Origin of the sequence: Lonsdalea quercina (assembly GCF_900107885.1) — a bacterium.
In the GTDB taxonomy this organism is placed as follows: domain Bacteria; phylum Pseudomonadota; class Gammaproteobacteria; order Enterobacterales; family Enterobacteriaceae; genus Lonsdalea; species Lonsdalea quercina.
Genome location: NZ_FNQS01000009.1, coordinates 54,549 through 76,676 on the forward strand (window position 1 = coordinate 54,549; position 22,128 = coordinate 76,676).

Sequence of the window (22,128 nt, forward strand, 5' to 3'; positions counted from 1 at the left end):
CGGTCGCCATCGCTCCGCTAACGGGGAAAATCGTAGTGATATCAATAACGTTCACATTAAGAAGAGGAATGCATCATGACAAATAACAACAGTTTTCGCAGTAAAGGCCCAGAGCTGCTGGTCGAGCTGGCTCAGCACACGTCCAACATTCTGCACGAGGCCGTGGACATCGACATCCGCACCGCCGACCAGATAGGCGAAGCCGTCGCCAGCCGGATGATGCAGGTCTGGGGCGGACAAAACGTCTACTTCCCGATGGGGATGGCCTGGAGAGTCAGCCAGCGCGACCAGGAGATCTTCAACGACTTCAACGGCAAAAACCACCACGAGTTGGCCCGTAAATACGGCGTTTCGTTGCAGTGGATCTACAGCGTCGTCAAACGCGTCCGCAAAGAGGAACAGGCGCGCATACAAGGCTCGCTGTTTGAAGGCGGCGCCGCCAGAGACAGCACCGAAGACGACTGATTTCCCCGCCCGGACCGCACGCCTCCGCCGTCCGGGCGGGGTTTGTCCCCTCAAGACGCCTCGCCTGAATCGCGTCAAAATATCCTCACGTATCACTCGCCGCCTCCGCTGCACAACTCCGCGCCCCCTTTCACACCGCAACGGCGTGACGTCAATACGCCCACCGATCTCACCACCGTTGGGGCGCACTAAATCCCCCAGGTCTGAGGCAAAGGTGAGACGATAACGCCGCCAGCCACTGCGTCTGGTCTGATCGCAGACGAAACTCCCGTTGACGGGGCAAGCGCTCCCCCCGGAGTCTGCCTATGGGGATCATCAAAGCGGGTGTACTGAGCGCATAGCGGCACTGAAGGCCAAGCGTCGGTATTGGACGCGGAACCGCCGCACAGCGTCAGCGGAAAGCGCGCGTTCCCGTGGGGATGGCGGCCGCTTCCAACCACTTCCCTCACGTTTCTCTACGCTGGCGATAGGTCTAAACCGGCCCGACTGCGCTGGCTCGGCTGATCACGGTAAATCGCAGGCGATCCAGGGCAACACTCCCGCGCCGAAGGCCCGCCGAGGCGCTGGCCGGAGGAACATTTGCATGAAGAACGCAGGACGATAAAACGTGAGGAGATGAGGCGGAGACGCCACGGATTGACAGGCTTACCGGCGGTGGATTCCCAAAAGGCCGCCGCGGCCCGGCAATAGAGGGAGAATACAAGGTTGAAAAAGCAGAGGCGCCCAGACAGAGGCGCTCAAAACCGCGCTCAAAAAACGACGGCGGTTGCCGATCTCTCACCGGCCGTTCGTCACGGGAGTCTTGCCGCCGGATAGTCTACTCCGCGGTCCTCTGACCTGTTGCAATTCATCGCGAGTCTTTATTTCCCGGATAATCCGGCGCTTTGCTTCACGGCTATTCGCTGAATAAAGGTCGCCCACTTCGATCGCACACCCTTTATGGCTATTCTCTATTTGCACTAAGCCTGCTCCGGCGCTCAGCGAACAAAAAATAAAAATACTGATAGGACCAGTTCCCTCGGCGACGCTGAATAACCAATCAACAAAAAAATAAAGAACCCCAAAAATAGACTGGCAACGCGCTTTTATCAAAAAAACGACAAAATGCTAACGAAATAGTTAGTCAAAAAAAGAGAAAATAAAGCCGAGTTATTTTTCGCCTGTCCGTATTATCGACCAGCGATCAATAATAATAAAAAATTCATCTTTCCATTTTCGGGCGGATAATTATTCAAATTTATTTCTTTTTCCACATAGCAAAATATTTTTCACTCATCCGAGTTTCCCATTCTTGCCCCCGCATTCTCAACTCTCATTATCTCTCTCTTTGGACGGGGATTATATTGGGGGGGATCAATAGGATATATCTCTAAATATCATGCAGAAAATAAATAGTGTAAGAACAGAAAATGGACATTGCTGAGACATTATTTTTTCGAGGCTCGTTAAAGATAAAAAATATCTCCAGAGCAAAAAGCCAGCGATAAAGAATAACAGCGAGGTTCAATGCGATTGATAAATAGGTTAATTGAATAGGGAGGTAATAATTTATTGGGTTACTACTGGACTGCGTCTGTGGAATGTCATGACCCGGCTTTGCTTATCGACGCCGGGTCATTCGAAGGAGTTTAAATTTCCCAGTCGTGGTTGTAGGTTTTGGGTTTAAATTGAATAATGTCGCCCCGATGTAGTCCGGCCAGCGTAGTGTCGTCGTGCGCAACTTCTGCTTCAATCAGCTCGGGATTCCCCTCAATCTGCAATGTTAAACGCGTTAACGCCCCCAAAGGTCGGATATCTTTGACGGCAACAGGCTGGTAGTCCGGCTGCGGATCTTTCGACAACACTACTTCGTGCGGACGGAACAAGATAGATTGGTCGGATTCAGACAACGTCAGGCGGTTGCTGTCGCCGAGGAAATGGTACACAAATTCGCTGGCGGGATGGTTGTAGACCTCATGCGGCGTCCCAATCTGTTCAATCACCCCTTTGTTCATCAACACAATTCGATCGGCCACTTCCATCGCCTCTTCCTGATCGTGAGTCACGAACACCGACGTCAAGTTAATATTCTCGTGCAGGCGAGACAACCAGCGACGCAGCTCTTTACGCACTTTCGCATCCAGCGCCCCGAAAGGTTCATCCAGCAGGAGGATGCGCGGCTCGACAATCAGCGCTCGGGCAAGAGCAATACGCTGGCGCTGGCCGCCGGAAAGCTGCTCTGGATAACGATCCGCCAGCCAGTCCAATTGCACCATGTTCAGCAACTCATGCACTTTGGTTTCAATGTCGCGTTTGGACGGACGTATCGCTTTCGGTTTCATCCGCAGGCCAAAGGCAACGTTGTCAAAGACCGTCATGTGGCGGAACAGGGCGTAGTGCTGAAAGACGAAGCCCACATTGCGATCGCGTACGTCGTGTACGGAAACGTCCTCGCCGTGGAACACGATATTGCCGCTGTCCGGCTGCTCTAGCCCGGCGATGATCCGCAGAAGGGTCGTCTTGCCACAGCCCGACGGCCCCAACAGCGCCACCAGCTCGCCGCTTTGAATGGACAGATCGATGTTATTCAGCGCCCGAAACTGACCAAATTGCTTGTTAACGTTGTGGACTTCAATGCTCATTTTTGGTCAGCTCCTGTTGTTGCTCTAACTGTTTCGTCAATCGTGCCTCGCTCCACTGGCGCAGCAGCAGTATCACTAACGACATCACCAGCAGCAGAATAGCCACGCTAAACGCCGCGACAATGTTGTATTCGTTATAGAGAATCTCGATGTGCAGCGGCAGCGTGTTAGTCATGCCGCGGATGTGTCCCGACACCACGGAAACCGCCCCGAACTCCCCCATCGCTCTTGCCGTACACAGCACCACGCCATAAATCAGCGCCCATTTCACGTTCGGCAACGTGATGTTCCAGAACATTTGCCAGCCATTCGCGCCCAACAGACGTGCGGCCTCTTCTTCCTGCGAACCCTGCTGCTCCATAAGCGGGATCAACTCGCGCGCCACATACGGTAGCGTCACGAAGATAGTCGCCAATACGATGCCCGGCACCGCATAGACCACCTGCAAATCGTGCTCCATCAAGAACGGATAAAGTTTACTCTGCGCCCCAAACAGCAGCACATAGACCAGACCGGTCACTACTGGAGAGACTGAGAACGGCAAGTCGATCAAGGCCAGCAATAGCGTCTTGCCGCGAAACTCGAACTTGGTCACACACCATGCCGTCGTCAGGCCGAAAATCATATTTAACGGCACGGAAATCACGGTGGCAAACAGCGTCAGCTTGAGCGCCGACACGGCGTCAGGCTCGGAAATCGCATTCCAGAAGGCGCCCACGCCATTGTGTAGCCCCTGCGTCACCACCATGACCAGCGGCAACACCAACACCAGCACGAAGACCCCCCAGGCAAGCCCGACCAAGGTGTAATAAGTCACAGGCCGCCGGGAAACAGAGCGTGTCGAGTCAGACACGGAGACTGTGTTATCCATCATCATCCCTTAGCGATTCGGTTGAATTCGGCGCTGCAACAAGTTAATCAGCAACAGCATAATGAACGACAGAATCAGCATGAACACGCCGATGCCCGTCGCCCCTCTGTAATCGTACTGGTCCAGCTTGGAGACGATCAGCAGCGGCATGATCTCCGTTTTGAACGGGATATTGCCGGCGATAAACACCACGGAACCGTACTCCCCCACACCGCGAGCGAAAGCCAGCGCGAAGCCGGTCAACCAGGCAGGCAGAATGGCGGGCACCAGTACGTGACGGAATATCTGCAACGGTCTGGCGCCAAGACAAGACGCCGCCTCTTCTACTTCCTTCGGTATGTCCGCCAGCACCGGTTGTACCGTTCGCACGACGAACGGTAGCGTGACAAAAATCAGCGCCAGCGTTATCCCCAAAGGGCTATAGGCGATTTTGAAGGGAAACAAACTGCCCACCAGCCCCGTTGGCGCATAAAGCGACGTCAGCGCAATACCGGCCACGGCGGTAGGCAATGCAAACGGCATATCGATCATGGCATCGATAATTTTGCGTCCTGGGAAGGTATAGCGCACCAGCACCCAGGCCAATAGCGTGCCAATAATGCCATTGATCAAGGCGGCAGACAGCGCCGTGGAAAACGACAGCCGTACAGAGGACAACACCTGTCGGCTGGTGATCAAATCCCAAAACTGGGTCAGTGTGAGTTGGCTGGCGTAGAGGAACATCGCCGCCAGCGGGATTAAAACAATCAGCCCCAGATAGGTGAGGCTAAAACCTAACGTCAATCCAAAACCGGGCATCACCGGCGAAGCACGTCGCGACATAACAAGCCTTTCTTTTATCTACCAGACCACAAAGGTCTCCCGCGTCCCTGCGTGACAAAACCATCCCGCATCGGGACGGTTTAGATCATGAGATACCTTACTGATTAATTTTTTCAAAGATGCCGTCGAATATTCCGCCATCAGCGAAGAACTTGGGTTGCGCTTGCTTCCAGCCGCCAAAGTCGCCGTCTATCGTCACCAGTTTCACCGGCGCGAACTGGCTCTTGAACTCCTCCGCGATTTTTTCGTTGCGCGGACGGTAGAAGTTTTTGGCGATAATACGTTGCCCTTCATCGCTATAAAGGTAGTTCAGATACGCTTCAGCCTGCTTCTTCGTCCCTTTTCTTTCGACCACATTGTCGACAACGGCCACCGGCGGCTCAGCCAATATGGAAAGCGACGGAGTCACGATCTCCAGATTTTCACCGCCCTGCTCTTTTAAAGACAGATAGGCTTCGTTTTCCCAGGCGATCAGCACATCGCCGAGTTGCCGCTGTACAAAGCTGACGGTCGAGCCACGCGCACCGGTATCCAATACCGGCGCATGGCGATAGAGTTCAGTGACGAATTTCAGCGCGCTTTCATCGGTTCCACCCGGTAAATGCCTGGCATAAGCCCAGGCGGCCAGGAAGTTCCAACGCGCGCCGCCGGAGGTTTTCGGGTTAGGCGTAATCACCTGCACGCCGGGTTTGATCAGGTCTCCCCAATCCTTGATCTGTTTGGGGTTTCCTTTACGCACCAGGAACACGATGGTAGAGGTATAGGGCGTGCTGTTATCCGGCAAGCGCGCCTGCCAATTCGGGTCGATCAGCTTTTTGTTCAGATTGAGCGCATCGATATCGCCCGCCAAGGCCAGCGTGACGACATCCGCCTGGAGACCGTCGATAACCGAACGAGCCTGCTTGCCGGAGCCGCCGTGAGAATTCTTTATAGAGATATCTTCACCCGTGGTCGCCTTCCAGTGCTTGCTGAAAGCGGCGTTGTACTCTTGATAGAACTCCCGCGTGGGGTCGTATGACACGTTCAGCAGTTCTGTTGCAGCAGAGGCAACGCCTGAAAACAACAGGGTTGCGGCAGCCAACGACAGCCCCAGACGACGCTTTGACATAGATATCACTCCCTCAAGAAGTCATTCAGTTCGATACCCGCAGGCAACCGGGCTAATAATGGCCCTTCCTGATAGTGTCTATCGTTGCGATAATCTGAGGAAGACATCGCCAGAGCCGTAAATAGCGATAGGCTCAATGTGTTATCAGGCAGGTGGTAAGACTGGACAATAGAGGATATGGGAGGGCGGCAAAAATACTGTTTCGCGATAATTTATGCTATCCCGTTATATTCTTCGCACAATTTTTGGGGTTTTAGATTTTGAAGGCCGCGCGCGAAAATTTACGGGGTGAAAACCGGCGCCGATAACGACGCCGGCCAGGTTAGATTACTGCAGTAGCAGATACAAACTGCTGTCGCCACGGCGGATATTCAACGCCAGAACAGGCGGTTTGCTGTCCAGAATCTTGCGCAATTCGCCGATATTAGCCACGGCCTGCTGATTCACGCCAAGGATGACATCGCCCGGTTTCAAGCCGATGCGCGCGGCGGCGGAACCCGGTTTCACCTTCTCTACCTTCACGCCTTTCTTTCCGTCCAACTGCGTATTGCTCAGTTCAGCGCCTTCAATGCCGGAGTTCAAATTACCCGCGGCCACCTGGGCCTGACTGCTTTGCTGCAACGAGACATCCACGGAAACCGGTTTACCGTCGCGAAGCAGGCCTAGTGTGAGCTTGGTGCCGGCAGGCAGGGATCCCACCTGGGCGCGCAACGCCGCGAAGCTGCTGACCGTTTTACCGTTCAGCGACACAATGACGTCGCCCGCCTTGATCCCGGCGGCTGCCGCGGCCGATTTCGGCTGAACCTGGCTGACGAATGCCCCGCGCTGAGCGTCGATCTTCATCGCCTGCGCCAGCTCAGAGTTCAACTCCGTACCGACGATGCCTAGTTCGCCGCGTTTCACTTCGCCGAACTCAACGATCTGATTCACCAGATTTTTCACCATATTGCTAGGGATGGCGAAACCGATGCCGATGTTGCCGCCGTCCGGCGCCAGTATCGCCGTATTCAGTCCGATCAGCTCGCCGTTGAGATTGACCAGCGCGCCGCCGGAGTTCCCACGGTTGATGGCGGCATCCGTCTGGATAAAATCTTCATAGTTTTCGATATTCAGCCCGCTGCGGCCCAGCGCGGAAATGATCCCGGAGGTCGCCGTTTCGCCCAGACCGTAAGGATTGCCGATCGCCACGGCATAGTCGCCGACGCGCAGTTGATCGGAGTCCGCCATTTTCAGCGCGGTCAGATTGCGGGCGTCTTTGATCTGCACCACCGCGATATCGGAGCGGGGATCCTTACCGATGACCCGCGCATCGTATTTGCGGCCGTCGTTAAGACGCACCTGAATCTTGTCGGCGTTATCAACCACGTGATTGTTCGTCACCACGTAGCCTTTGGCCGCATTGATAATCACGCCTGCGCCCAGCGCCTGGAAGGTCTGCTGCTGGCGCTGCTGCGGATTAGCGTTGCCGTCATCCTCTCCGCCTTGACACATCGGCGAGGACTGGAACGGAGAACCGTCCTGACAGAACGGAGAATCTTCGCCAAAGAACGGTTGCAACTGAGGAGGAATGCCACCGGTGCTGCCCGTCCGGCTGACTGGCGCATGTCCCTGGACGGAGATATTGACGACCGAAGGCATGACTTTTTCAAGCATCGGCGCCAGACTGGGAAGCTGTTGGCTAGAGGAAGAGACCGATTCCGCCGCTATTGCCGGAACCGTCCCTGTTGCCATTGCCAGGCTTAACGTCAATGCACTCAGAACCAATAATTTTCTTTTCATAGGAATAGGTCTCATAGTCAATCAACACGCAAATTTTACGGCCTTTTTGCTGTGGTCGTGAAGATAAGATAACGAAGCGCAGGGGAAGTTCCTCTGCGCAATCCTGTGAAACGTAAGGAAATATTGTCTTTGTTTACAAAATGGACGCCTAGGGCGTATGGCCCCTCGTTTACTCGGCCGCCATCAGCCTGCGATATTCGTCGTAGGCGTAAAGGTCGGTCATGCCGCTGATATAGTCTTGAATCAGGCGACCGCGATAGTAAAACTCCAGGCACTCCTGCTGCTCTGCCGGTTTCTTCTCCAAGGACGCCACAGCCTCTCGATAAGCCAGACAGTGCTTGCGCGACAGCTTATGATAAAGGCGAGTCTCAATAGGATAGTCGCGATGAAACTCCTCCTCCACCAGCGTTCTGAAATCGGCCGACGGCATTTTCAGCAGTGGATGATAGATATCGAGCAAACCGCGCATCACCCGGCTTCCCTGTAATTCCAGCTGTTCGACTTCGTGATGATTAAAGACGTGTTTGAACGCCACGCGCTTAAAGCTTTTCAAGAGGCGGTTCTGCGGACTGTCATCTTCCAGCAGGGCCTGATTGAATGCGCCGTTGAAAATGTCGGGCAGATGTTTGATAAAACGTTTCGACGCATGGGGCACCAGGCGCCCAACGGTGTTGACCCGCAAATTCATGAAGAATTGGTCGTCGCTGCTGCGCCAACGATGATACTCACGGGACTCGAACGCCTTCCCAACCGTTTCCGTAAATAAGTCGCCCGGTTCAATCTCGCCCCAGGCCTCTTCAAGCAGTTGATAGAGGCGCTCGATAGAGAACAGTTTTTTCTCCACGGCATCTTCCAGATCGGCAATGCAATACGAGATATCGTCCGCCGCTTCCATAATGTAGGTCAGCGGAAAACGATGGAACTCTTGCATGTCCAGCTCACGTCGGAGCTGACTCACGAATGCCTCTTCTGACAGATAAAACCCCGGTTTTTTCATCAGGTAGTCATAGTCAGCTGGCAGCTCAGCGACCCAGTAGGCGGGCTTGGTGTATTTGAGGATGCAGGCAACTTGCGAATAGGTCAGATTCAGTTTCAACAGCGTATGCACCATCCGCACCGCCTGGGCATTGCCCTCAAACTGACTCAGATCCTGACGAATACGGCAGCGGAGTTCGTTCAGCGCGCCCTCCCCCTCCTTCAGCGTCAAACAGGCAACCTGACAAGCGTCTTCCCGCTTGTTCGATTGCGTGCAGAACTCGGCATCCATCTGCGTGGAAAACCAGTTTTTCAGCGCAGACTCGCCGAAATGGCCGAACGGCGGATTGCCGATGTCATGCATCAGGCAGGCCATTTCCACCATGCTTTCAAATGGGATTTCATAGTGGCTTAGCCCGCAGGTATCCAGCTTCCCCTGGCGCCTCAGGCTATCAATAATGTTTTTAGCGATGTAGCGGCCAATCTGCTGCACTTCCATCGAGTGCGTCAGACGGGAGCGCACGGCCGCATTTCTCTCCAGCGGAAACACCTGCGTCTTCTGTTGCAGCCGACGAATGGCGGCGGAGTTAATAATACGGCCGCGATCGCTCTCAAACTCCCGGATGACGCCATACTCATCCTTCTTGTCTTTAGGCTTGCTCAACGCCCGTTGATAGCTGATTTTCTTGGCAAAATCGATGTCGGACATGCTGTTCTCCGTTTCTGGCCCTGACCGGTGATAGCATGCCCGACCGGGCGATACAACGGTTAAGGCGTTTTGTTCGCGTGCTCTCGCTATCATACCGGCCATGATAGACTACCGGCCACGATACACCTGTTAATTCGAGCAAAACTTGTGGGGAATCCTATGAAAGTTGGCATCATCGGCGCAATGGAGCAAGAAGTTATCCTGCTGCGGGATCAGATCCAGAATCGCCAAACCATACAGCGCGCGGGCTGTGAAATTTACACCGGACAGCTGCACGGCGTGGACGTGGCGCTGCTGAAGTCTGGGATCGGTAAAGTCGCGGCGGCGCTGGGTACGACGCTGCTGCTGGAACACTGCCGTCCAGACGTTGTGATCAATACCGGTTCGGCCGGTGGTTTGGCTTCCAGCCTGAAAGTGGGCGATATCGTGGTATCCAGCGAAGTTCGCTACCACGACGCCGACGTCACCGCGTTCGGTTATGAAGCCGGCCAAATGGCGGGCTGCCCCGCCGCTTTTGTCGCGGACGAAAACCTGATCGTTCAGGCTGAACAGGCTATCGCCAAGCTGGCGCTTAATGCGGTACGCGGTCTGGTCGTCAGCGGCGATGCATTTATCAACGGCGCGGAACCGCTGGCCCGCATCCGTAATACCTTCCCGCAGGCTGTGGCCGTAGAGATGGAAGCCACGGCTATCGGCCACGTGTGCCACCAGTTCGGCGTGCCTTTCGTCGTCGTGCGCGCCATTTCCGACGTGGCGGATCAGGCCTCTCACCTGAGCTTCGATGAATTCCTGAGCGTGGCGGCCAAGCAGTCTACGCTGATGGTGGAAGCCCTCGTACAGTCGCTGGGCCAACAGGGCTGATTCGCCTGCTCGCCGCTGCATTCGCTGACGAGTGTATGCAGCGCGCATAAACAAAAAAACCCGTGCGGCAGCCACGCTGAGCACGGGTTTATTAATAAACGCCACCAGGCGTGGCTGAGCTTGAGGATCAGATGCTGAAAGAAGAACCGCAGCCGCAGGTAGTTTTGGCATTCGGGTTGGTGACCACGAAGCGCGAGCCTTCCAGCCCTTCGGTATAGTCCACCGAACCGCCGACCAGATATTGCAGGCTCATCGGGTCCACCACCAGCGACACGCCCTGCTTCTCAATCATCATATCGCCCTCGTTGACCTTGTCGTCAAACGTAAAGCCGTATTGGAAACCGCTGCAGCCGCCGCCGGTGATGTACACCCGCAGTTTCAGATCGGGATTTTCTTCGTCAGCAATCAGGAATTTCACCTTATTGGCCGCGGCATCAGTGAATTGCAGCGGCAGTGCTGTTACGTCGCTCATCTTTCGTACTCCCAAACTCAGTATCGGGCGGTGGTTATCCAACCCGGTGATGCTTCGATTATCTAATAGCCCCCGACAACGTTCAAGAGACGATCGGTTCGCGGCGGGGCGGCAGTGAATGACGCCGCGCTCAGGCAGGCATGTGATTCGGCAGGTAGTGGCGACGATTATCGGCCTTTTACCGCGCCAAAACAACGTCGTTCGCCTACATTGCCCTCCCATCTTGGTCACAAGGATTTCACAACCGCCCTCTCTTCATTAGAATGAGGGCATACTCTGTGACATCAATCCCCAGTCAGGAATCTGTAATGAATAAATCTGAAAGTCTGTACGCGGCCGCGCAGCAGGTCATACCGGGCGGCGTGAACTCGCCGGTACGGGCATTTAACGGCGTCGGCGGCACGCCGCTGTTTATCGAACGCGCCGAGGGCGCCTATATCTATGATGCGGATGGCAAGGCGTATATCGACTACGTCGGTTCCTGGGGACCGATGGTGCTGGGCCACAACCATCCGGCTATTCGCGATGCGGTGATCGCCGCCGCGGAGCGCGGACTGAGCTTTGGCGCGCCCACCGAAATGGAAGTGACGATGGCGAATCTCGTGACCTCGCTAATGAAAGGCATGGACATGGTGCGCATGGTCAACTCCGGAACGGAAGCCACGATGAGCGCCATTCGTCTGGCCCGCGGTTTTACCGGCCGCGATAAAATCATCAAGTTCGAGGGCTGTTATCACGGCCATGCGGACTGCCTGCTGGTGAAAGCCGGCTCCGGCGCGCTGACCCTGGGACAGCCGAACTCCCCCGGCGTCCCCGCCGATTTCGCCCGCCATACCCTGACCTGCACGTATAACGATCTGGACTCGGTACGCGCCGCTTTCGAACAATACCCCGAAGACATCGCCGCCATTATCGTTGAACCGGTCGCAGGCAACATGAACTGCATTCCGCCGCTGCCGGCGTTCCTGCCGGGACTACGCGATCTGTGCGACGAATTCGGCGCACTGCTCATCATCGACGAAGTGATGACCGGCTTCCGCGTCGCGCTGGGCGGCGCGCAGGCTTTTTATGACGTGCAGCCGGACCTGACTTGCCTGGGGAAAATCATCGGCGGCGGTATGCCTGTCGGCGCATTCGGTGGGCGCCGCGACGTGATGGAAGCGCTGGCTCCGACCGGGCCGGTCTATCAGGCGGGTACGCTGTCCGGCAACCCGATCGCCATGGCTGCGGGCGTCGCCTGCCTGACCGAAGTCGCCAAACCGGACGTCCATCCGCGGTTAACCGCGCTGACGAACCGGCTGGCGGAAGGGCTGCTGGAGGCGGCTCGGGCAGAAAACGTGCCGCTGGTCATCAACCGCGCCGGGGGCATGTTTGGTCTGTTCTTCACCGATGATGAAACGGTAACCCGCTATCAGGACGTGCTGAAATGCGATGTGGAACGCTTCAAGCGCTTCTTCCACCTGATGCTGGATGAGGGCGTTTATCTGGCGCCGTCCGCGTTCGAAGCGGGCTTTATGTCCATAGCGCACAGCGAGCAGGATATCGATCGCACCGTCGCCGCCGCGCGTCGGTGCTTCTCACTGCTGTAACACGTTTACTGCCTCAGAACGCATCCGGCTCTGAGGCTCAACGCGCCTGCGTCCTCAGCAGGTAAATAAAGTACGGCGCGCCGATGAACGTCGCTAACAGCCCGGCGGGGATCTGGTACGGAAACAGCAACATCCGCCCGGCCCAGTCGGCCGCCGCCATCAGCCCGCCCCCTATCGCCGCCGCACAGACAATATGCGACATCACCCGATTGAATCCCAGCATACGCGCGAGATGCGGCGCCATCAGCCCGACGAAGCTCATGGGTCCGACGATCAATGTCGCGCCAGCGGTGAGCATCGCCGCCAGCAGCAGAATAGCCAGACGGGCCAATGAGACCGGTACGCCGAGCGTCCTCGCGGTCACGCCGCCCAACGGCAGGATCTGTAACCAACGTTGGCAGAGCGGCGTCAACAATAGCGCCGCTAACGCCAACGCGCCGGTATAGATGACCTGCTTGCCATCCACGCCATATGTGGAGCCAGTGATCCACGTCAGTACGGCGCCCATGCGCGGATCGCCGCTTGCCAACAGTAACGTGACCAGTGTGGTCAGCGCCGTGCCGACCGCAATCCCGGTCGGTAATAATCTTTGTGTGGAAAAACCGCCCCGGCCCGCCGCCGCCATCATCACGGTCAGCGTCAGGGCGGCGCCGATACTGCCTGCGGGTAGACGCCATGCCAGCGCATTGCTCGGCCACAGCAACATCAAAATAACGACGCCAAACGCCGCGCCCGAGCTGATCCCCAGCACTTCGGGACTCGCCATCGGATTGCCCGTTAACCGCTGAATCAAGCATCCCGCAACCGCCAGCATGACGCCCGCACAGAGCGCCGCCGCCAGACGCGGCCATCGCCACGGCAAGAGTTCGGAAAAGACATTGCCGCTGGCCCATTGCCAGCCCTGAGCGTCCCGCCCGAGACATAGTGCTATGATGATCACCGCCGCCAACACTACGCCGCCGCCCGTTAGCCAAAGCGGGCTAAGGCGACGTTGCCGCACGGCGACAGGCGTGTCATTGACCGGAGCGGTTACGCTATTGCGCAAACGCGGCAACAGCCACAGCAGCATCGGCGCGCCGACCAGCGCCGTCGCGGCCCCCGTCGGCACCTCGCGCCAGACGTCCGCCAGCCAGAGCGTCAGCCGATCGGTGAGGCACAACAGCAGCGCCCCCAGCAGCGGCGCCAGCCACAGCCGCTGCCCGAGACGACGCGCGCCCAACATTTTCGCCAGCAGCGGCGCGAACAGGCCGACGAAGCCGATCATGCCGGCGGCGTTGACCCACTGGGCGCTCAGAAAGATCGCCAGCGTCAGCGTACCGAAACGCGCCAGTCCCAGCCCAAGACCTAAATTGCGCGCCACGCCGTCGTCCAGCCCCAACAGCGTCAACGGCCGCACCAGCAGCCCGGCGGCGATAAAGCCCAGGATGAGACGCGGCAGTACGAACGACACGTTGCGCCAGTCCTGCTGGTTCAACGAGCCGCTGCTCCACAAAAACAGGTTGGTCAGTTGGTCAAAATGCAGCAAGGCCAGCAGGTGATTGACCGCGCCGCAGTACAGGCTCAGCACCAGACCTGCGAGGATCAGCGTCACCGGCGATAAGCGCCGTCCCCAGGCGACGCCGAACACCAGCGCTCCCACCAGCAATGCGCCCAACATCGCCGCCAGTTGCGAAGTCATGGCCCCGCCCGGCAGCGCCCACAGCGTCGCGACGGTAATACCGAGCTGCGCGCCGCTGGCGACGCCCAACGTGGCAGGCTCCGCCAATGGATTGCGCAGCACTTGTTGAAACAGCACGCCGACCAGCCCTAATCCCGCGCCAATCAGCAGAGACAACACCAAACGCGGCAGCTGACTGTAGTGAAATAGCAGTTGTCGGATATCGTCCTGCGAGGGAGCGGCAATGCCTTGTCGCCAGAGGGCGAACGGCAGTTGTCGATTCAGTTGGCTCAGCGTGATCGCCAACATCAGCAACGTCAGCGCACCGACCACCAAGACGGTAAAACGCCGGGAAAATGTCGACATCATCGCGACGCCTCCCGCGCGTCAGCCAGCGTCTCGCAAAAACGCATGGCGGAAAGCGTGCCGCCGTAAAACCAGACCGGCTCCACCCGCCGCCAGCGATGGTGACGCACGAACGGCAGCGCTTGCCACAGCGGATTGGCTTCAACCTCTTCCATTAACGCGCTATTGCCGTGATCAAAACACATCGCTTCCGTTTCAGCGCTCAACGTCGCCAGCCGTTCCATGCCCACGATAATGCTGCCCCAGGCATTGGTTTCCCCCTCCCAGGCATTGTCGATACCGAGTTCATCCATTATCGACTGAAACAGGCTGTTACGGCCAAGGATCAGAACATGGCGCGCATCCATCACGGTAAACAGCAGTAAAGGCCGACGGGTATAAGCATGCAAGTTAATCCGCGCCTGCGCCATGAAACGACTGAACAACGCCAGATGCTGCTCCGCCGCCGGGCGCAGATCCAGGCGATCGCCCAGCGCCCGCAGCGAACGCCGGGCGCTTTCCAGCGGGCCGTCGTCACCGTGAATAAATGAAAAGCCCATGCACGGCGCGATGCGGGCCATCTGCGCTGGCGCGGGACCAAAGCCATCGGCATACAGCAACAGGGACGGCCGCAGTTGCGTCAACAGCTCCAGATTGGGTTCGGTGCGAAGCCCCACGTCCACCACACTGTCCGGTAACGTCGGCGATTTTACCCATCGTTGGTAGTTATGTTTATCTGCGATGCCCAGCGGAGTGACGCCCAGCGCCATCAGCAGTTCCAACGGCTGCCACTCCAGCGCCACGATGCGCCGCACATCGCTGACCGCGGCCCGGCCCCGTAGCGCATATGCGCAGGGCGACAGCAGCAAAGCGGTCAGCAGTCGGCGGCGAGAAAGTCCGCTGGAAAAAAGTCCGGTGGAAGGTGTCATCGTCAGCATACAAAACTTATCGGCGAACCATCCGCCGGATGCGTCAGAATCCCCATAGGGATCCCATAAATTTCCTGTAACACCGATGGCTGCATCAGCGCTGCGGGCGTTCCCTGCGCAATCAGTTTTCCCTGACGCAGCGCCAGCAGGCGGTCACAGTAGCGAGCGGCCATGTTCACATCGTGCAGAACCGCGATCACGGTCAGCCCGCGCTCACGGCTGAGCTGTCGGATTAACGCCAGTACGTCGACCTGATGCGCGATGTCCAGCGCGGAGGTCGGCTCATCCAGCAACAGACAGCGGCTGCCCTGCGCCAGCGTCATCGCCAGCCAGGCCCGTTGACGTTCGCCGCCGGACAGGCTGTCCACCAGCCGCGGTGCAAATGGCGTCAAACCGACCAGCGCAATGGCTTGATCCACCTGCTCCCGGTCTGCATGACCGAAACGCCCGAGCGCGCCGTGCCATGGATAACGCCCCACCGCCACCAGCTCGCGCACCGTCATGCCCTCGGCGGCGGGCAGTTGCTGTGGCAGATAGGCCACCTGACGGGCGAAGGGCGTGTTGCGCCAAAGCGCCAACGGGCGTCCCGCCAGCGAAAGTTGACCGGCGCTGGCGGGTTGGTGACGGCCCAACATCTTGAGCAGGGTGGACTTACCCGATCCGTTATGGCCAATAAGCCCGTAGACTTTCCCGGCGGGAAACGCGACCGACAGCGGATGCAGTAACGTACGGTCGCCAACGCTGAAGCTGGCTTCCTCAAGGGTAAATGTCATCTCGTCATCGACCGGAAAATTACTTGGCATCAGACAGGCCCTGAGCGAAAGCAGAGGTATTCGCCGTCGCGAAAGGTCGTGCGGTAGGACATAACAGGCAAGCGGGCGTCGGCATGGGTCGCATCTCTAATGAAGTATCAATGAATGCAAACGAGAATAGTTATTATAAGCATCGCATTTTTGCAAAAGGGAACGGCTACCGCAAGCGCCTTAAGTCCCTGCGACACAGTCAGCGCCAAGCCAGGCTGATTCATTCCATTAGCACCCGACAAAGAGGCGACGCCGTCGGCATCACGCCTCATAAATCTGAGCGATGCGTCCCGCTGCTGTGCTTTCACTCTCCACAGGACGAGAAGCCTCGGTGACAGGGTTTGTTCATGGGAGGGGAATTCAGACTCTCTCATCCAGAAACCATTACGCGTTCTCTCTGGCGGTTGAGCCTGATAACAAAAAGCCCGCAACCAAGTTGCGGGCTTTGAAGGTCAGGGCGATAGTCACGCCTTAGGCGGCATTACTGCCCGAACATCTCTTTGATCCAGCCGGCGACGCCCTGTCCGTCTTTCTGCTCATCTTGCTGTCCACCCTGCTGGCCTTCCTGCGGTTGCACCGTCTGAGGCGCAGATTGGCACAGGGACTGCGGGTTATCGCTCCAGACCGGCAGCACGCGGCCCGCGCTGCCGTTGCAGATGACATTGCCGTTGCCATCGACCGTCATCGTGCTGATGCCTTCCGGCGGCGTCAGCGTTAACGCCAGCGGCGTCTGGTTTTCCAGATAGCGGCGGTAGAGGGTCAGCGCGCCGTTGGCGCCGGTCAGCTTGGCAGGGCCGTTATTGTCTCGCCCCACCCAGGCGATCGCCACTTCCTTGCCGTCCACGCCGGCGAACCAGCTGTCGCGCAGGTCGTTGGTCGTCCCGGTTTTCGCCGCCAGATGATAGCGCCCGAATTTCGCCGTCAGCGAGCGGGACGTCCCGCGTTCAACCACCTGTTGCATACCGTACAGCGTCAGATAGGCTGCCTGAGCCGGTACGGCGCGTTCCGCCTGTGGAAAGCTCTGATACAGCACCGTATTGTCTTCCGCGATCACAGAGCGTACCGCCGACAGCGGGGCACGGTTGCCGCCGCTGGCAATCGTCTGGTACTCCTGCGCGACTTCCATCGGCGTCAGGCTGATCGCCCCCAGCAGCATGGACGGCACTGGCTGAATCACCTCTTTGGGGATCCCCAATCGCTGCAGCGTGGCGCTGACCTGATCCAGCCCAACCGCCATCCCCAGATTCACCGTTGGGACATTCAGCGAGTTGGCGAGCGCATCCACCAATAGCACCTGACCGCGGAACTGACGATCGTAGTTCTTAGGCTCCCATATCGCGCCGTTCGGCTGTTTCAGCGACAGCGGTGCATCCGCCAGCATGGTATTGAGGCGATAGTGATCGGGGTCGCTAAGCGCCGTCAGATAGGTTGCGGGTTTCGCCAGCGAGCCGACCGAGCGACGCGCCTGTAGCGCGCGGTTGAAACCGGCGAATTGGGTATCGGCGCCGCCCACCATCGCACGGATTTCTCCGCTGAAACGGTCGACGATCACCATCGCCGCTTCCAGATCGCCCACGTTACGCGCGGCACGCAGCGCAGGAACGCCTGTTTCCACCGCGCGTTCGGCGGCATCCTGCGATACCGGGTCCAGCGTGGTGAAGATCTTCACGCCGGACAGGTCGTTGACCTTGTCGCCAAGCCGCTGCTGAAGCTCCTGACGCACCATCTGCATAAATGCGGGTTGCGGGCTGATCACGCCGCCTTTCGGCTGGACGCCCAGCGGACGCGCGCTCAGCATGTTATAGAGATCTTCGTCGATTACCTGCTGATTTTGCAGCAGACGCAGCACCAGATTGCGGCGCTCCAGCGTCAGTTTCGGGTTACGCCACGGGTTGTACAGCGAGGCCCCTTTGACCATACCGACCAGCATCGCCTGCTGATCGAGGCTCAGCTCATTGACCGGACGCCCGAAGTAGTAGAGGCTGGCCAGCGGGAAACCGCGGATCTGATCGCTGCCGCTCTGACCGAGATACACCTCGTTCAGATACAGCTCCAGAATCCGATCCTTGCTGTAGCGCGCGTCCACGATCAGCGCCATATAGGCTTCATTGAGCTTACGCCACAGCGAACGCTCGTTGGTGAGGAACATGTTTTTCACCAACTGCTGCGTCAGCGTACTACCGCCCTGCACCGCGCGTCCTGCGGTCAGGTTGGCCAGCACAGCTCGGCCGATGGAAAACAGACTGATGCCGTCATGCTCGTAGAAGTGACGGTCTTCGGTCGCGATCAACGTATCCACCAGCAGATCGGGGAACCCTGCCCGAGGAACGAACAGACGCTGTTCGCCGTTCGGCGATTGCAGCATGGTGATCAGTTTAGGATCGAGCCTGAAGAAACCGAAGCTGCGCTGGTTATCCAGATTCTGGATCTGCGACAGACGATCGTTGTTGAACACCAGACGGGCGCGGATCTGACCCTCTTTGCCATCCGGGAAATCGAACGGACGACGCAGCATTTCGATGCTGTTGGCCTGCACCGTAAACTCGCCGGGGCGGGTCATGCGGGTGACTTCGCGATACTGCATCCCTTCCAGCAGATGCACCATTTCCTGCTTGCTGTAGGACATGCCGGGTTCAAGGTTCACCATCCGGCCGTAAACCGTCGCCGGGAGTTGCCAAACCTTGCCGTCGATGCGGCTGCGAATTTCGCTGTCAAGATAGATGCCGTAGACCGCCATGACGACCACGAACACCAGCAGCAGTTTTAGCGCCAGCCCCAGCCAGCGGCGCTTTTTGCCAGGCTTGCGGCTCATTTCTTCGTCGTCCTCGTCATCATAATCATCATACTCTTCGTAATCATCATCATAGTCATCGTCATCCCTGCGACGCCTTACCACCTGTTTACGTGTAGGTTTTCGCGGCGCTTTTCCCTTGCGCCCGATAGGTTCGCGATCGTCCCGAGCCATTGCTGTGACATCTCCATCAGGTTGCTAACGGCACCCGTGCAGTACCTGGCCGTCTACTCTGTGTCTCCCGCCTTCCTCAAGAAAGGGGGAAACGTCCGAAATTACTGATTCTGATACTTTCTAGTGCGCCGGGTCGGCACGGCGTTAGCCGGGTCGTCAGGCCAGACGTGTTTGGGATAACGCCCTTTCATCTCTTTCTGCACATCGCGATAGGCGCCCTGCCAGAAGGCGGCCAGATCGCGGGTGATCTGCAGCGGACGCTGAGCCGGTGACAACAGTTCCAGCACCAGCGCTACCCGGCCCTCCGCCACGCGTGGGCTTTCCCGCTCGCCGAACATTTCCTGCAACCGCACCGCCAGCGCCGGCGCGGTACCTTCAGCATAGCGGATAGGCAAACGGCTGCCGCCGGGCACCGTGTAATGGCTTGGCAACGCGCTATCCAGACGCTGTTTCTGTCGCCAGTCCAGGCAGCGGTGAAGGGCTTCCGCCAGGTTGAGCTGATTCAGCCCTCGGCGATCGCGCACGCCCGTCAACGAAGGCAAGAGCCACTGTTCCAGCGTTGTCAGCAACGCGTCGTCATCCACGGCGGGCCACTCGACCTCAGGCAACCATTGACGGGCGCACTGAATACGAGCGCGCAGCTGCAAAGCCGCCGTGTCCCAATTCAAAACGGACAACCCCTGCTCGCGCAGCCAGTTCAGCATTGCCTGCTGCAGGTCGTCGTCGGAGGGTTTCGCCAATGGCTGAGTACGTAGCGTCAGACAGCCGATTTGGCTACGCCGACTGGCGCGCAGCGTACCTTTTTCTTCATCCCAGTGCACGATATTCCGCTCGCTTAACAACCCCGGCAAATGTTGCAGCAAGCGGTCGATATCCACCGGTAGCGCCAGCTGAATTCGCGCATCGGCATGCTGTGGACTGTGCATCAGCGCGGGGACGATCAGCCACTCGTAGGACGTCAGCGGATCGTCCACCGCCAACTGGGCGCCGACGCCGTTCGCCAACTGGTAGCGACCGTCCTGACCCCGCCGTCGGGCGAGGCGGTCAGCGAAGCCCTGCGCCAGCAACGCCGCCGCCAACCCGTCGTCAAAACGGCCTTTGGCCCCGCCCAGCCGCCGCGCCAGCTGCGAGGCCCGACGCTGCCAATGACCGGCCGGACGGCGCAGACCATCGAACAGATTCGGCGAACCGCTGCGGGGCGGCTCTTCAATGATGGCCGCCAGCAGCGCCGCCGTGGACAGCGCGTCGCCGCCCTCCCGCGCGGCGGCATGCAGCATCACCGCCAGACGCGGATCGCTGCCGATACCCGCAATCTGCCTGCCGGTGGTCGTCAACTGCTGCCGATCGTCGACAATGCCCAGTTGCAGCAAAAGACGCTGAGCAGCGGACAGGGCCGGCGCGGGCGGAGTATCCAGCCAGGTGAGCTGGCCGACGTCGCGACACCCCCACTGCAATAAATCCAGCCAGAGGCCCGACAGGTCGCTATGCAGTATCTCCGGCTCGCTCTGCGCCGCCGCGCGCTCCGCCTGCTCTTTCGTGCACAGATGCCAACACACGCCCGGCTCCAGACGTCCCGCCCGGCCCGCGCGCTGCGTCATGGACGCCTGACTGATTCGTTGGGTCGTCAGCCGCGTCAGGCCGCTTTTGACGTCGAACAGCGCAACGCGCTCCAGACCACTATCGACCACCACGCGGATCCCTTCAATCGTCAGGCTGGTTTCGGCGATGTTGGTCGCCAGCACCACTTTGCGCCGCCCCGCCGCCGCCGGACGAATAGCCTGCTGCTGCTCCGCCAGCGCCAGCGCGCCATACAGCGGACACAGGTCGATATCCGCCGCGATGCGTTCGTTCAGCAGAAGCTGCAACCGCTTGATTTCCGCCGCGCCCGGCAGGAAGACCAGCATCGAACCGCTTTCCTGCTGTAGCACCTGCGCAATCAGTCGGGCCAGCGAAATCTCCAAACGCTCATGCGCGCCCGGCGACTGGAAGTATCGCGTCACCGGGTAGGCGCGCCCCTCGGAACTGACCGTGCGCGCATCCGGTAATAAAGAAGAAAGACGATCGTTGTCGAGCGTGGCCGACATAATCAGCAGTTTGAGGTCGTCGCGCAGTCCCGCCTGCACATCAAGCAGCAGCGCCAGCGCGAGGTCGGCCTGCAGGCTACGCTCGTGAAATTCATCGAGGATCACCAGAGAGACGCCTTCCAGCTCGGCGTCCTGTTGCAGCATCCGCGTCAGAATACCTTCGGTCACCACCTCCAACCGCGTCTGCGTACTACAGCAGGTTTCGGCGCGCATCCGATAGCCCACCGTCTGTCCGGGCGTTTCTCCCAGCTGTTCCGCCAGCCGGAACGCGACGCTTTTGGCCGCCAGACGGCGCGGCTCCAGTAGAATGATACGACCGGGCAGTTCGGCAGCCTGCAACAGCTGTAATGGCAGCCAGGTGGATTTTCCGGCGCCGGTCGGCGCATGCAGCAACACCTGAGGCGACTGGCGCAACGCGTGGATGACGTCATCCAGCACCTCGCTGACGGGCGGTAAACTCACAGAATTCTCCGTAATGATTAACTTTAAGCGGCTCGCATTGTAGCATCGGAGCACCCTATTATAGAGAGAGCGTCATGACTGCCACCCGCCGCCTGTTTTTTGCCCTGCCGCTGCCGGAAAACACCCGCCGCCAGATTATCCGCTGGCGCGCAGCGCATTTCCCGATGCAGGCGGGGCGTCCGATAGCGGCGGCCAATCTCCATCTCACGCTGGCGTTTCTGGGCGAGGTCGGCGACGGTCAGCAGCGCGCGCTGCAATCACTGGCAGGGCGTATTCGTCAGCCGGGGTTCACCCTGACGCTTGACGACGCGGGTCACTGGCCGCGTCCAGGCGTGGTCTGGTTGGGATGTCGCCGCGCGCCGCGCGGTCTGTTGCAGCTGGCGGAACTGTTGCGGGCGCAGGCGGCGCGTCACGGCTGCCGCCAAAGTCTGCAGCCGTTTCATCCGCACGTCACCCTGCTGCGCGGGGCGACCCACCCTGTGGCCTTGCCGCCCGCCACCTTCGGCTGGTCGACGCAGGTCGACAGCTTCTCCCTGTATGAATCGCAGTTTGAACACGGCAGAACCCGTTATCGGTCGTTGGCAAGCTGGCCGCTTATCGCCAAAGAGTAA

The 22,128-nt window shown here is 58.6% G+C and carries 16 protein-coding genes; 4 read left to right on the top strand and 12 right to left on the bottom strand.

All coding sequences use genetic code 11. The features are described 5' to 3' along the window. Positions 1–75 precede the first annotated feature (75 nt). Positions 76–465 carry a Mor transcription activator family protein gene (locus BLU64_RS12785; RefSeq protein WP_026741905.1) on the top strand — a complete coding sequence of 130 codons (390 nt, stop codon included), beginning with the start codon at positions 76–78 and terminating at the stop codon, positions 463–465. A gap of 1,628 nt (positions 466–2,093) precedes the next feature. Here BLU64_RS12785 and BLU64_RS12790 read toward each other — a convergent pair. The 6 genes from BLU64_RS12790 to dgt form a co-directional block, all read right to left on the bottom strand. Then, a complete protein-coding gene (locus BLU64_RS12790; protein WP_026741904.1) occupies positions 2,094–3,086 on the bottom strand; it encodes a sulfate/molybdate ABC transporter ATP-binding protein in 993 nt (330 codons plus the stop codon). After that, positions 3,076–3,957 carry a sulfate ABC transporter permease subunit CysW gene (cysW, locus tag BLU64_RS12795; protein ID WP_099049232.1) on the bottom strand — a complete coding sequence of 294 codons (882 nt, stop codon included), beginning with the start codon at positions 3,955–3,957 and terminating at the stop codon, positions 3,076–3,078. The genes BLU64_RS12790 and cysW overlap by 11 nt, the downstream gene beginning before the upstream one ends. A 9-nt stretch (positions 3,958–3,966) precedes the next feature. Next, positions 3,967–4,779, bottom strand: a complete 813-nt coding sequence (gene cysT / locus BLU64_RS12800) for a sulfate ABC transporter permease subunit CysT (protein ID WP_026741902.1) — start codon at positions 4,777–4,779, stop codon at positions 3,967–3,969. A 97-nt stretch (positions 4,780–4,876) separates the two neighbouring features. After that, positions 4,877–5,887: a sulfate ABC transporter substrate-binding protein gene (locus BLU64_RS12805; protein WP_026741901.1), complete on the bottom strand. Its 1,011-nt coding sequence runs from the start codon at positions 5,885–5,887 to the stop codon at positions 4,877–4,879. Positions 5,888–6,214: 327 nt separating this feature from the next. Then, entirely contained in the window at positions 6,215–7,666 is a 1,452-nt protein-coding gene (gene degP / locus BLU64_RS12810) for a serine endoprotease DegP (RefSeq protein WP_026741900.1), read from the bottom strand. Between the two features lie 169 nt (positions 7,667–7,835). Then, positions 7,836–9,350: a dGTPase gene (gene dgt, locus BLU64_RS12815; protein ID WP_074728931.1), complete on the bottom strand. Its 1,515-nt coding sequence runs from the start codon at positions 9,348–9,350 to the stop codon at positions 7,836–7,838. Between the two features lie 159 nt (positions 9,351–9,509). Here dgt and mtnN point away from each other — a divergent pair, with 159 nt between their 5' ends. Continuing rightward, the gene (gene mtnN, locus BLU64_RS12820) at positions 9,510–10,211 is read left to right on the top strand and encodes a 5'-methylthioadenosine/S-adenosylhomocysteine nucleosidase (protein ID WP_074728932.1); all 702 of its coding nucleotides are present in this window, start codon (positions 9,510–9,512) and stop codon (positions 10,209–10,211) included. Between the two features lie 127 nt (positions 10,212–10,338). On the opposite strand, the gene erpA is transcribed toward mtnN, so the two are convergent. Further along, positions 10,339–10,683, bottom strand: a complete 345-nt coding sequence (gene erpA, locus BLU64_RS12825) for an iron-sulfur cluster insertion protein ErpA (protein WP_026741189.1) — start codon at positions 10,681–10,683, stop codon at positions 10,339–10,341. 308 nt (positions 10,684–10,991) lie between these two features. On the opposite strand from erpA, the gene hemL reads away from it, so the two are divergent. Then, positions 10,992–12,272, top strand: a complete 1,281-nt coding sequence (gene hemL, locus BLU64_RS12830; protein ID WP_026741897.1) for a glutamate-1-semialdehyde 2,1-aminomutase — start codon at positions 10,992–10,994, stop codon at positions 12,270–12,272. Positions 12,273–12,309: 37 nt separating this feature from the next. On the opposite strand, the gene fhuB is transcribed toward hemL, so the two are convergent. The 5 genes from fhuB to hrpB all read right to left on the bottom strand — a co-directional run bounded on the left by fhuB (position 12,310) and on the right by hrpB (position 21,517). Further along, a complete protein-coding gene (fhuB, locus tag BLU64_RS12835) occupies positions 12,310–14,298 on the bottom strand; it encodes a Fe(3+)-hydroxamate ABC transporter permease FhuB (RefSeq protein ID WP_410418152.1) in 1,989 nt (662 codons plus the stop codon). Next, positions 14,295–15,212 carry a Fe(3+)-hydroxamate ABC transporter substrate-binding protein FhuD gene (gene fhuD / locus BLU64_RS12840; protein ID WP_410418151.1) on the bottom strand — a complete coding sequence of 306 codons (918 nt, stop codon included), beginning with the start codon at positions 15,210–15,212 and terminating at the stop codon, positions 14,295–14,297. The genes fhuB and fhuD overlap by 4 nt, the downstream gene beginning before the upstream one ends. After that, entirely contained in the window at positions 15,206–16,006 is an 801-nt protein-coding gene (gene fhuC, locus BLU64_RS12845; RefSeq protein WP_026741894.1) for a Fe3+-hydroxamate ABC transporter ATP-binding protein FhuC, read from the bottom strand. Before fhuC ends, fhuD begins: the two co-directional genes overlap by 7 nt. A 481-nt stretch (positions 16,007–16,487) precedes the next feature. After that, positions 16,488–18,971 carry a bifunctional glycosyl transferase/transpeptidase gene (mrcB, locus tag BLU64_RS12855; protein ID WP_074728934.1) on the bottom strand — a complete coding sequence of 828 codons (2,484 nt, stop codon included), beginning with the start codon at positions 18,969–18,971 and terminating at the stop codon, positions 16,488–16,490. Positions 18,972–19,072: 101 nt separating this feature from the next. Then, positions 19,073–21,517 (bottom strand): ATP-dependent helicase HrpB, encoded by a 2,445-nt coding sequence (hrpB, locus tag BLU64_RS12860; RefSeq protein ID WP_026741891.1) that lies wholly within the window; start codon positions 21,515–21,517, stop codon positions 19,073–19,075. Between the two features lie 74 nt (positions 21,518–21,591). Between hrpB and thpR the strand changes: the two genes are divergently transcribed. Further along, positions 21,592–22,128 carry an RNA 2',3'-cyclic phosphodiesterase gene (gene thpR / locus BLU64_RS12865; RefSeq protein WP_026741890.1) on the top strand — a complete coding sequence of 179 codons (537 nt, stop codon included), beginning with the start codon at positions 21,592–21,594 and terminating at the stop codon, positions 22,126–22,128.